Origin of the sequence: Pseudoalteromonas sp. BSi20652 (genome assembly GCF_000239855.1) — a bacterium.
Classification (GTDB): domain Bacteria; phylum Pseudomonadota; class Gammaproteobacteria; order Enterobacterales; family Alteromonadaceae; genus Pseudoalteromonas.
Map to the genome: position 1 here is coordinate 18,443 of NZ_BADT01000131.1, position 12,433 is coordinate 30,875.

The following is a 12,433-nucleotide window of genomic DNA, read 5'->3' on the forward strand; positions in this document are numbered from 1 at the left end:
AATGATTAGAATAAAAGTCAAAATAACGAAGTAAATAACCATTATGATAACTCCACAAGATGAAAAGCTATTATCTATACTAAAAACGAATGCCCGAGCGAGTATATCGGACCTTGCTAGGCTTCTAAATTTATCGCGTTCGACCGTGCAGAGCCGAATGCTAAAGCTTGAAGAAAGCGGTGTTATTAAAGGCTATAGCGTAGATTACGGTGATGAGTATTTAAATAAAATGGTATCAGCGCATGTGTCCATCAAGGTAATACAAAAATTAACGACTAAAACGAACATAGAGCTTAAGCAAATTGATGCAATTTCGCAGCTCTATGCCATAAGTGGTGAGTTTGATTTAATTGCTGTGGTACAGGCTCAAAATTTAGAGCAATTAAGTCATTTACTTGACGATATAGGAAATCTTGATGGAGTAGAGCGCACAACATCTTCTGTTATTTTAGAGACTAAGTTCAAGCGATAAAACGCCAGGTGATCTTTAACTTATAAGCGTTATGATTTGGTTTTGAATAATTGAACGTTACATTATTTAGGGTGATATAAATACCACATCAAATAATACTCTGTTTAATGGGTTAAATAATTTAAGCTGTTTTATAATATTATTTAGCCTGCGTTAGTTTATTTTCTAACGAGCCTAGGTGGGACGTTCTTTTAATGACTACTTTTTTAGCTTTATTAAGCTTGATAAAATAGGCATTACCGCCGATGCCATTAAATTCTTCATCAGTAAATACAATCGTATTATCATCATAAAAAGTAATGGCCTCTTTTTGTGTAACAATACCTAAGTCAATTTTTGATACATCCCCTGAAAAAAACTTATCACCTTCAAAGTTTTCAAACAGCCAAATACTGGTGGAATCAAGTAATACTAATTTTGTACGGTCAGGACTTAATGCAGCCGATGTTATCCAGCATAACTTTTCCATGGTGGTACAGGTTTTAAATGAGTCGATAAGCTCGGCATTAAAATTAGCCGCATGATCGCCCACTTTATAAACTTTCGTAATACCATCAAAAGGTCTTGTGCGGTTTTTGGTAAATAAATATAAATGACGACCCAATGCTACGAAGGCTTCTAAATCAAAATTTCTATTATTAGGCATTATTGGTGTGCCATCCATTTCAGGATAGGTAAATTTTATTATTTCAGCTTCGGTGGTGTCGCCTTTAATATCAATAGGGTTTTCGATTTTATAAATAGTGAGCCATTTACGCTCGTTTTTGTTATTACCAAAATCGCCTAAAAAGAAATGACCAAATTTATTTTGGGTCATGTCTTCCCAATCAATGTTTTTAGCATTAGTAACCAAAATTTCTTTAGCAATTGAGCCATCTTTATTTAGTCTATAAAGCTTCGGCTCGTCGCCACTGTCGTTTATAGCCCACAAGCGTTTATGCTTATCAAATTCAATACCTGATATCTCTTTCAATTTAGGGTCTACCGATATTTCTTTTTTGCTATAAAGGGTATAGATTGAAGAGCCAATAAAGCTAGCAACAATTATAAAAATGAGCCCCGTAGTAATAAAAATGCTTTTTTCAACATGAAATTTTATATATATCAGAGTATTAATATATATGTATTATCCTTGATTAGTGAGTATAACAAAAGCGTTTAATAAAATTAGTATTATAGTTAAGGTGAGTTTTGCTTTAGATAAATTAGTACCTGTTTTATGTTTAGTTGGTTTAAAAATTGCTCTGTATAAATGTGCTTTTAAAAAACCACTATTGACTATTTAATTGCACTTTATAAGTGCAATTAAAAAATATATTGCACTGTAATAATGCGTAAATAAAGATTTGTTTAACTTGTACATGTTTAATGATTTTGAATGAAATCCACATCGCCTTTTTGTTTAGTTGTATGGCCTGTGGCAAAGATTAATTACCCTTAATGGTTTAGTTGGAGCCTGCTATGTTGAATAAACGTTTTTTTAAAACAAAAGATGAAGCCGAAGTAACTTTTGAATTTTCTCACCCAGAGGCAGAAGAAGTTTGCTTATTAGGTGAATTTAATGATTGGCAACCTGTGCCAATGAAGCTTAATAAAAAACAAGGTGTGTTTAAATTTAAGCAACGCTTACCTATCGATCAACAATTTCACTTTCGTTATTTAATAAATGGAGACATTTGGGATAACGACCACCAAGCTGACGGTTATATCGGCAATACATTTGGCACAGAAAATAGCATAGTAAATACTCAACGCATTAATTAAGGCGATTCAATGGACGCTCTTTCGCAGTTGTTTTACCTGCATGGTATCGGCTTTGAGTTCACGAAATATACAGGTGAACAGGTGTTTTTTAGCGAAAACACGCGTAAACGTGCTTTGCAATGCTGTGGTGTTGATACAAATAACGAAGCCGAAATAACTCAACTAACTTATGATTTAGATGCATCGCTTTGGCTGGATTTAGTACCCAGTGTGAGTTTGGTTGACCAAAAAATATGTGTGTTAAAGCTTCGTATAGATGAACGTCAACAATATTTAGCCGCTAACATTACTGTTCCTTCTCTTGGGGTGAATATAGCGCTTGAGAACCTTTTAAATTTGGTGGTTACAGGTGAGTATTACTTACATGGCGTTCGCTATATTGAACTGGCACTGCCTATAGAAGCTATGCCAATTGGTTATCATGACGCTAATGTTCAAGTCGGTGAACAGCATGCAATTACGCAACTTTGGTGCGTGCCTGAGCAAGTTTATCAAGTTAAAGATACAAAACGCACTGGGTTATCTATTCAGCTTTACACATTAAAGAATAAAGCGCATTTAGGTATAGGCGACTTTGACGATTTACTAACGCTTACAAAATTATGTAGCTCGCAAAATATGGATTACATATTACTTAATCCATTGCACTTGTTATTTGCTGATATGCCAGAGCGTGCCAGCCCTTATAGCCCTAATAGTCGGGCTTTATTAAATCCTCTTTATATTTCTATAGTATTAAGCGAAGACGCACTAAATAATGCAGTACTGAATGAACTCATGCAGCGAGACGACGTAATTGCGCTTATAAAAAGTAATGATCAATTTATAGATTATGAAAATGTAAGCCGTATAAAGTATGCTTTATTTAAAGCGCTTTATAATCAGTTTGAATTAACGGCAAATGATGAACGTCGCCAAGCGTTTACTGATTTTTGTAATACTCATTCAACTACGTTAAACACGCTCGAATCAGATAACTTAACATTTGATTATTACCTGCAGTGGCAAGCGCATATGCAATTGGCACTGTGCCAAAAAAGTTGTATGGAGCGGGGGATGGCTATTGGCTTAATCAATGATTTAGCTGTTGGTTGTGCTGGCGATGGAGCGGAATTTAAAAATCAAAAACCACTCTTTAGCCAAGGCGCAAGTGTAGGTGCTCCTCCTGATCCATGGGCTGAAGCTGGTCAAAATTGGGGGCTTCCAGCACTAAATCCTCAAAGCATTAGTAATAATCACTACCAATTTTATCGCTCACTCATTCGCGCAAACATGCAAAACGTAGGTGGACTCAGAATTGATCACGTAATGGCTATTAGGCGTTTATGGTGGTGCTTTGAAAATAATGGCGAACAAGACGGCTGTTATGTTTACTACCCGTTTGAACATTTACTCTCCATTTTAAAAATTGAATCGCATATTAATCAGAGTATTGTTATTGGAGAAGATTTAGGCGTTGTGCCGCCAGAGGTAAGGCGAGCTTTAGCATCCAGCGGTATTTTTTCTAACAGCTTATTTTATTTTGAAAAACAACACAGTGGTGAGTTTTTATCGACAGATGAGCTAGCAACACAGTGTTTGTTAATGATAGCCAATCATGATGTACCGCCATTTACAGGTTGGTGGCAGCATGCTGATTTAAATATTAAGCAAGAATATAAGCTTATTACTGATGATGAATACGAGCAATTAAAGCAACAACGAATAGAAGAGCAACATAGGATACTACGATTTATTAATCGCCATACCAATACAACCGAGCTTTTATTACATAGCAATTCAGTCGAAGTATATAACGCACTAGCATTGAGTTTGGCGGGTTCTCAATCGCGTTTACTTGCAATACAAATAGATGATTTAGATGAGCAGAAGTATCCGGTTAATATCCCCGGGACAGATAAAGAATATCCTAATTGGCGACGTGTATTAACGCATACCAGTGAAGAAATATTTACTAAAAATGGCTCTCTCTTAGCTGCTATCGATTCAATAAGGAAAGGTTAAATGAGCAGTACAATTAATAAAAAATCATCAGCACAGGACAGCTCAGAGCTGGCTAATTCAGTACAGGATAACTCAGTACAGGCAAATAGTTACGATGCACAGGTACATGCACTAAATACAGGACGATTTAAAGACCCATTTAGCTTTTTAGGGGCACATAATACGGATGCCGAAGTTGAAATTCGTCTTTACTTACCTAGTGCAATCAGCGTGAGTGTTACATTAAATAATAAAAGCATTGAGGCGCAGCGCTACCAACAAAGTGATTTATTTATAGTCAAAGTTGATGCGCAGCCTACTGGGCCTTATCAATGCATTGCTCAGTACACAAATAGCAGCGTTACTTTTTATGATGAATACAGCTTTAAAAGCACACTTGATGCAGAGGCAATGTATTTATTTAACGAAGGCAGCCTTGAGCATGCTTACTCACATTTTGGTGCACATTTTAACACTCAACAAAATGTAGAAGGGGTACGCTTTTGTGTGTGGGCGCCTAACGCTGCAAGTGTATCTATTATTGGTGAGTTTAATTTTTGGCAAGCTAATCGCCACTTTATGCGTTTTCATCCTGCAAGTGGTGTATGGGAGTTATTTGTACCGGGTCTTAAAGCAGACATGTGCTACAAATTTGCAATTACCGCCCAAAGTGGTGAAGTGCTCGAAAAAGCCGATCCATTTGCATTTAAAATGCAACAAGCACCGGGTACTGCAAGTGTATTGCAATATAAACCAGAACCTATCACGCTCGGTGTTCAGGCACTTCAAAACCGACAAAAACGTAATCATATTGATGCGCCAATTAGTATTTATGAAGTTCATTTAGGATCATGGCAGCGCGCTGAGAACAATCGTTATTTAAGCTATACAGAGCTTGCAGATAAGCTTGTTAGTTATGCACTGGAAATGAATTTTACGCATTTACAACTTATGCCGATAAGTGAGTACCCTTTTGATGGGTCATGGGGATATCAACCTGTTGGGCTGTTTGCCCCAACCAGCCGTTTTGGTGACTACAACAGCTTTAAATACTTTGTAGAGCAGTGCCACAAAGCTAATTTAGGTCTTTTACTTGATTGGGTGCCTGGCCATTTCCCCAGTGATCCGCATGGCTTACATCGATTTGATGGCACTCATTTATATGAGCATGCAGATAAGCGTCAAGGTTTTCATCCTGATTGGAATACCTATATCTATAACTATGATCGTCCTGAGGTTAAAAGCTTTTTAATCTCTAATGCTATGTATTGGCTACACCAATTTGGACTTGATGGTTTACGAGTAGATGCTGTTGCGTCGATGTTGTATCTAGATTACAGCCGTAAAGAAGGTGAGTGGGTGGCTAATTGTTACGGCGGGCGCGAAAACCTGGGGGCTATTGAATGTTTAAAGCAGGTTAATTTACGTAGTTATAAAAATAATCCCGGAATAATGATGGTCGCTGAAGAGTCAACGGCATGGCCAGGCGTTACACAAAGTGTTGAGCACAACGGTTTAGGATTTGGTTATAAGTGGAATATGGGGTGGATGAACGACAGTCTGCGTTACATGCAGCACGACCCGCTTTATCGTCAGCATCATCATCACGAAATGACATTTTCTATGGTGTACGCGTTTAGTGAAAACTATATTTTACCGCTTAGTCATGATGAGGTTGTGCACGGTAAAGGGTCATTAATTGAAAAAATGCCAGGGGATGATTGGCAAAAGTTTGCAAACTTGCGGGCTTATTATGCCTTTATGTGGGCTCACCCAGGTAAAAAATTATTATTTATGGGCTGCGAAATCGCGCAACGAAAAGAATGGGGGCACGATCATTCCATTGATTGGCATTTGTTAGAACATCAAAGCCACAATGGCATTCAACAAACGATTAAACAACTTAATCAAGTTTATAAAAATCAGCCTGCACTTTACGAGTTAGATACTAGCGCTGCAGGATTTAATTGGATTGACAACAACAATAACGAACAAAGCATTTTAAGTTTTATTCGCTTTGCTAAAAATGCCCATGACTTTATTGTTGTTATAGCTAACTTTACGCCTATGTCGTATCAAAATTACGTAATAGGTGTGCCAGCAAAAGGTCGCTATAAAGTGATTTTAAATACCGACCAAACCATCTTATTTGGCTCGGGGATAGAGGTTACCAAAAACGCCTCTCAACTTATTGAAACGTCCAGTATTTCAAGCCATGGTTTTGAGCAAAGCATTAATATTGACATGGGTGGATTAACGACTATTTATTTACATAAGGTTGATGATGAGTAATCAATTTGAAGCAACTCATGGTCACATGGATCCATTAGGTGCAAGCATTAAAAGTAACGGTGTTAATTTTGCGCTTTATGCACCAAAGGCGACGCAAGCTTATCTGTGTTTATTTGATAAAAGTGGCCATTCAGAAATTTTAAAAATGGCGATGAACATTAATGAAGGCGGTATTTGGAGTATTCATATAGCGCCTTTAAATCCTGGTGCGCTATATGGATTTAGAGTTGAAGGTGAGTACAACCCTCAAAAAGGTTTGTTATTTAACGAAAACAAACTACTCATAGACCCATATGCTAAAGACTTGTTTGGTGAATTTACGTGGAGTGAACGCCATTATGGGCAAATGCCAATAGGAACTAAAAGTACCGTAAATAACGCCATTGATATACCTAAATCAAAAGTCGCCGCGACTGCATTATACACTCATAAAAAACCAAACCACAGATGGTCGAATACGGTTATTTATGAGTGCCACGTTAAAGGTACAACATGTCGACATCCTAAAATCCCTAAGTCTTTGCAAGGAAAATTTTTAGGATTAAGTCATCCTAGTTTTATTGAACACTTGCATAGCTTTGGTATTACGGCTGTTGAGCTATTACCAGTGCATGCATTTATTAGTGAGCAATTTTTAACAGGTAAGGGGCTGCAAAATTATTGGGGATACAACACGCTTAACTTTTTTACTCCGCACAAAGGTTACTTAGTAAACGACGATATAAACGAATTTAAACAAATGGTGAAAGAGCTTCATGATGCGGATATAGAAGTCATTTTAGATGTGGTTTATAACCATACAGCAGAAGCAGGCACTGATGGCCCTATTTTATCGCTCAGGGGCTTTGATAATTTAGCGTATTACCGCACAGTAACAGATCAGCCAGAAATATATATAAACGATACCGGTTGTGGCAATACAATTAATATTGACCACCCTAAAACATTGCAGCTTGTGCTTGATAGTTTACGCTATTGGGTCGAGGTTATGGGCGTTGATGGTTTTAGGTTTGACTTGGCTACTATTTTAGCTCGTTCACAGTCTGGATTTAGTGCCTCGCACACTTTTTTGCAAGCGGTTGCACAAGATCCAATTTTAAATAAAGTTAAACTGATTAGTGAACCATGGGATATAGGTCCTGGTGGTTATCAATTAGGCGCTTTTCCTTCACCTTGGCGAGAATGGAACGATCAATACCGTGATGTAATAAAACGCTTTTGGAAAAGTGAAAAAGGGATTGTTGCTAATTTAGCTAAGCGCTTACATGGCTCGTTTGATATTTTTGAACACAGTGAACGCGGTCCTCTCAATAGTATTAATTTTATAACCAGTCACGATGGCTTCACGCTTGCCGATTTAGTCAGTTACGAAAAAAAACATAATGAAGCAAATGGCGAGCAAAACAGAGATGGCCACAGTGGTAATCATTCTTTTAATTGCGGTGTAGAAGGCTTTACGGACGATCCTAAAATAATAGCACTTCGCTTACAGCAACAAAAAAACTTTTACTTACGCTTATTTTATCCAAGGGAGTGCCAATGATCTCTGCTGGCAGTGAAATGGGGCATTCTCAAGGTGGTAATAATAATGCGTATTGTCAAAATAATCGTACCAGTTGGCTTGCATGGAAAGATTCACAATTAAACCATGCATTAACCCGCTTCATAGATGATGCATTAAAGATCAGACGAGCCCATAGCGCCTTTAAGCACAGTGTGTTTTTAGACGATATAGACGAGCGTTTTACCGTTAAGTGGTTTACCGAAGAGGGTACCACTATGACCGATGCGAATTGGCATGAAGATACTAGACAGTTTTTAATGTATAGCTTACTCGATAAGCAAAATAAACATGCGTTATTAATTATATTTAACGCAAATAACCAAACAGTTTCATGTCAATTGCCACCGTCACCTATTAGTGCCCCGTGGCAAATGGTTTTATCAAGTGTAAATAATGCATCTGTAAGTAGTAACAACGATGCGATGGTTGAAATTTCTGCACAAAGTAGCTGGGTATTCAGTGCAAACTTAGAGGAAGTAGGTCATGGCTAAGCAAGATGAACAAGTGTGTATAGTAAAGGGTTGGCAAGAAGGTCCTGTTATTGATGAGAACACGCTAAAGGATGATTTAACACGGCATTTTTACTATACCCTTGGTCGGGATAAAGTTGGAGAGTCAAGATTATATTTATATCATGCTTTAGCACTGACTATTCGTGACAGACTCGTTGCCCGCTGCAGAGAAACGAATCAACAAATTAAACAAGAGAAACGCCGCAAAACGGCTTACCTTTCTCTTGAATTTTTGATGGGACGCGCGCTGGGTAATGCAATATTAAATCTTGATTTAGATGACCAAGTTACTGCTGCATTGCAAGAATATTGCACTACATTAGAAACGCTTGAAGATGCCGAGCACGACGCTGGTTTAGGCAACGGCGGCCTAGGGCGTCTAGCTGCTTGTTTTTTAGATAGCTGTGCAAGTCTAGCTTTACCTGTTATTGGTTACGGCCTTCGTTACGAATACGGCATGTTTAACCAATCCATTAAAGATGGCAACCAAATTGAGCAACCAGATAACTGGCTGCGTGAAGGTCATCCATGGGAGCTCAGCGCACCAGAGCATGCTAAGCGTGTAAAATTTGGTGGCTATGTGCAAAGTTACACAGATAAATTTGACCGTGAGCACCGTCAATGGATAAGTTCACATGATGTGCTAGCTGTACCATACGATGTACCTGTCCCTGGTTATAAAAACAATATTGTAAATACGCTACGCTTATGGAAATCAGAAGCGACAGATGAATTTAATTTAACAGAGTTCAATGCAGGGAGTTACTCAGAAGCCGTAGCACAAAAAAACCTAGCTGAACAAATTACCATGGTGCTGTATCCAAACGACAGTAGCGAAAATGGCAAAGAGCTTAGATTGCGCCAACAATACTTTTTATCATCTGCGAGTATTCAAGACGTAGTAGATCAATGGGCTTCCCAACATGGCGAGAGCTTTAGCGACTTTGCTGATTTTCATGTTTTTCAGTTAAACGACACGCACCCAAGTATTGCTGTTGCAGAGCTTATGCGTATCTTAATTGATGATTACGAACTTGATTGGGATGATGCATGGCAAATAACGACTAAAACCATGGCCTATACAAATCATACGTTACTTCCAGAAGCGCTTGAAAAATGGGCTGTATCGTTATTTTCAAAACTTTTACCGCGTATTTTAGAAATCGTTTTTGAGATAAACGCACGCTTTTTAGCACAAGTTGCACAACAATGGCCGGGTGACGTTAATAAACAGCGTGCATTGTCGTTAATTGAAGAGGGTGATGAGCCGCAAATTCGTATGGCTTACTTAGCAATTGTAGGCAGTTACTCTGTAAATGGCGTAGCAGCACTGCATACCGAGCTGTTAAAAGCGGGCTTATTTAAAGAATTTTACGCGCTTTGGCCTGATAAGTTCAACAACAAAACAAATGGTGTTACACCAAGACGTTGGCTTGCACATTGTAATCCTGTTTTAAGTAAATTAATCAGCGAAAAAATTGGTTATGACTGGGTTAAAAACTTTTCAACAATTAGCGACCTACGTCGTTTTTATGACGACAAAGCATTCCATGGGCAATGGCAAAATGCTAAACGCGAAAACAAACAGCGTTTAGTCGATTTAGTCAAGGCGCGCTGCGATGTTGATTTTGATGTGTCGATGATGTTTGACGTACAAGTAAAACGTATTCACGAATACAAACGTCAGCTATTAAACATACTTCATGTGATTCATTTATATGATCGTATTCGCCGTGGTGATACCCAAGGGCTAGTTCCTCGCTGTGTTTTACTAGGAGGTAAAGCAGCACCGGGTTATTACATGGCTAAAAAAATTATTAAGCTTATTAATAACGTGGCAGAGGTTATAAATAAAGACCCGTTAGCAGCTCCGTATTTACGTGTTGCATTTTTACCTAATTACAACGTAACCGCTATGGAAGTTATTTGTCCTGCAACCGATTTGTCAGAGCAAGTATCTACCGCAGGCAAAGAAGCGTCGGGTACTGGCAACATGAAGTTTATGATGAATGGTGCATTGACGATAGGCACGCTGGATGGTGCAAACATTGAAATTAGAGACGCTGTTGGCGCAGATAACTTCTTTTTGTTTGGGGCACAAGCTCATCAAATTGATGATATTAAATCGCGTTACAATCCTGAGCACTTAATCGCAAAAAATAGCGATTTAAATAATGTAATGCAATTACTCGAAAGCGGCCATTTTAACTTATTTGAACCATGCTTATTTGACGATATAACAAATGCAATTAAGAGCCCGCACGATCCATGGCTTGTTGCGCACGATTTTGAAAGTTATGTAGCAGCTCAAAAAGAAGTTGATAAAGCTTACGCAGATCAGACCTACTGGACACAAATGAGTATTTTAAATACAGCAGCCAGTGGAATGTTTTCAAGTGATAGAACCATAGGCCAATACAGTGAAGATATTTGGCATTTAGAACCCCTCAATATTAGTGAAACAGACTTAACGACAACTAAAAGTCATGCCACTAAAAGCCTAGATTAAATGGAGAGAGTATTATGCCTAATTATGAAAATCGCTACATAAGTAGCTTAACTAGACAAACGTATGCGTTAATACTGGCTGGTGGTCGTGGCTCACGATTACATGAATTAACAGATTGGCGTGCAAAACCAGCGGTCTATTTTGGTGGTAAACATCGAATTATAGATTTCCCGTTATCTAACTGTATTAACTCTGGTGTAAGGCGCGTGGGGATTGCTACACAATATAAATCTCACTCACTTATACGCCATGTAAATAGAGCGTGGGGGCATTTTAAAAAAGAGTTAGGTGAGTCTGTAGAAATATTACCAGCGTCACAACGCCAAGGTGATGATTGGTACTGTGGAACAGCCGATGCGGTTTTTCAAAACATAGATATTATCCGTCATGAATTACCTAAGTATGTAATGATTTTATCGGGGGATCACGTTTATAGGATGGATTATGGTGCTTTGTTAGCAAAGCATGTTGAAAATGGCGCTGATATGACTGTTTGTTGTCTTGAAGTACCCGTAGAAGAAGCTGCTGATACCTTTGGTGTTATGACTGTAGATGAAGAAAGTCGCGTTCGCCGGTTTGACGAAAAACCTGCAATGCCAAGCTCAGTTCCAGGAAAACCAGGCACCTGCTTAGCCTCTATGGGCAATTATGTATTTAATACTGAATTTTTATTTGAACAACTTAAAAAAGATTCAGAAACGGAAGGCTCTGGTCGTGATTTTGGGCACGATATTATTCCAGCAATTATTGAAGAACATAATGTGTTTGCGTTTCCATTTAGAGATCCAGAGCAAACAGGTCAACCCTATTGGCGCGATGTTGGTACGTTAGATTCGTTTTGGGAAGCGAATATGGAATTAGTAATGCCAGAGCCACAACTAGACTTGTATGACCCAAGGTGGCCAATATGGACTTACCAAGAGCAATTACCACCGGCAAAGTTTATTTTTGATGATGACGATAGACGTGGCATGGCCGTTGATTCTACAGTGTCTGGTGGTTGTATTGTATCGGGTTCATTGGTTAGGAAGTCATTGTTGTTTTCTAACGTTCATGTGCGTTCGTATTGTACTATTGAGCAGTCTGTTATTTTACCCGGTGCAGTTATAAATAGAGGGTGTAAAATTAAACGCGCGATAATAGACCGAAGCTGTGAAATACCGGCAGGGCTTGAAATAGGATACGACCGCGAAACAGATAAAGAAAATGGCTTTAGGGTGTCTAAAAAAGGCATTGTACTTGTTACTCGTGATATGCTCACTGAACTTGCTAAAAAGCTAGAGCGTCAAGCGCGTGAAAATAAAAAGTTAGCATAAAAATAGACTAAATAAGCACGG

7 protein-coding genes and 1 pseudogene are annotated in these 12,433 nt (G+C 38.4%); 7 read left to right on the forward strand and 1 reads right to left on the reverse strand.

All coding sequences use genetic code 11. From position 1 onward, the window contains the following. The first annotated feature begins 43 nt into the window (after positions 1-43). On the forward strand, positions 44-472 hold the full coding sequence (locus P20652_RS18395; RefSeq protein WP_033017562.1) for an Lrp/AsnC family transcriptional regulator: 429 nt from the start codon (positions 44-46) through the stop codon (positions 470-472). 139 nt (positions 473-611) lie between these two features. Here the strand turns inward: P20652_RS18395 and P20652_RS07295 are convergent, their stop codons facing one another. Further along, positions 612-1,571: a hypothetical protein gene (locus tag P20652_RS07295; RefSeq protein WP_050548210.1), complete on the reverse strand. Its 960-nt coding sequence runs from the start codon at positions 1,569-1,571 to the stop codon at positions 612-614. 362 nt (positions 1,572-1,933) lie between these two features. Between P20652_RS07295 and P20652_RS07290 the strand changes: the two genes are divergently transcribed. From P20652_RS07290 to glgC, 6 genes and pseudogenes are all read left to right on the forward strand, one after another. Continuing rightward, positions 1,934-2,236: an isoamylase early set domain-containing protein gene (locus P20652_RS07290; RefSeq protein ID WP_007580752.1), complete on the forward strand. Its 303-nt coding sequence runs from the start codon at positions 1,934-1,936 to the stop codon at positions 2,234-2,236. A 9-nt stretch (positions 2,237-2,245) separates the two neighbouring features. Beyond that, complete coding sequence (gene malQ, locus P20652_RS07285; RefSeq protein ID WP_008169655.1) at positions 2,246-4,240, forward strand: 4-alpha-glucanotransferase; 1,995 nt, start codon at positions 2,246-2,248, stop codon at positions 4,238-4,240. Continuing rightward, a complete protein-coding gene (gene glgB, locus P20652_RS07280) occupies positions 4,241-6,511 on the forward strand; it encodes a 1,4-alpha-glucan branching protein GlgB (protein WP_008169656.1) in 2,271 nt (756 codons plus the stop codon). Then, positions 6,504-8,566, forward strand: a pseudogene (glgX, locus tag P20652_RS18400) (glycogen debranching protein GlgX). The gene glgB and the pseudogene glgX overlap by 8 nt, the downstream one beginning before the upstream one ends. Continuing rightward, positions 8,559-11,096 carry a glycogen/starch/alpha-glucan phosphorylase gene (locus P20652_RS07275; protein ID WP_008169662.1) on the forward strand — a complete coding sequence of 846 codons (2,538 nt, stop codon included), beginning with the start codon at positions 8,559-8,561 and terminating at the stop codon, positions 11,094-11,096. Before glgX ends, P20652_RS07275 begins: the two are co-directional and overlap by 8 nt. Before the next feature lie 14 nt (positions 11,097-11,110). Then, entirely contained in the window at positions 11,111-12,412 is a 1,302-nt protein-coding gene (glgC, locus tag P20652_RS07270) for a glucose-1-phosphate adenylyltransferase (protein WP_008169664.1), read from the forward strand. Positions 12,413-12,433: the final 21 nt, after the last annotated feature.

What these genes read in the sequence shown, in the direction of transcription:
- P20652_RS07275 (WP_008169662.1), top strand. Translation starts at nt 8,559, where the DNA reads ATGGCTAAGCAAGATGAACAAGTGTGTATAGTAAAGGGTTGGCAAGAA.
- glgC (WP_008169664.1), top strand. Translation starts at nt 11,111, where the DNA reads ATGCCTAATTATGAAAATCGCTACATAAGTAGCTTAACTAGACAAACG.
- P20652_RS18395 (WP_033017562.1), top strand. Translation starts at nt 44, where the DNA reads ATGATAACTCCACAAGATGAAAAGCTATTATCTATACTAAAAACGAAT.
- malQ (WP_008169655.1), top strand. Translation starts at nt 2,246, where the DNA reads ATGGACGCTCTTTCGCAGTTGTTTTACCTGCATGGTATCGGCTTTGAG.
- glgB (WP_008169656.1), top strand. Translation starts at nt 4,241, where the DNA reads ATGAGCAGTACAATTAATAAAAAATCATCAGCACAGGACAGCTCAGAG.
- P20652_RS07290 (WP_007580752.1), top strand. Translation starts at nt 1,934, where the DNA reads ATGTTGAATAAACGTTTTTTTAAAACAAAAGATGAAGCCGAAGTAACT.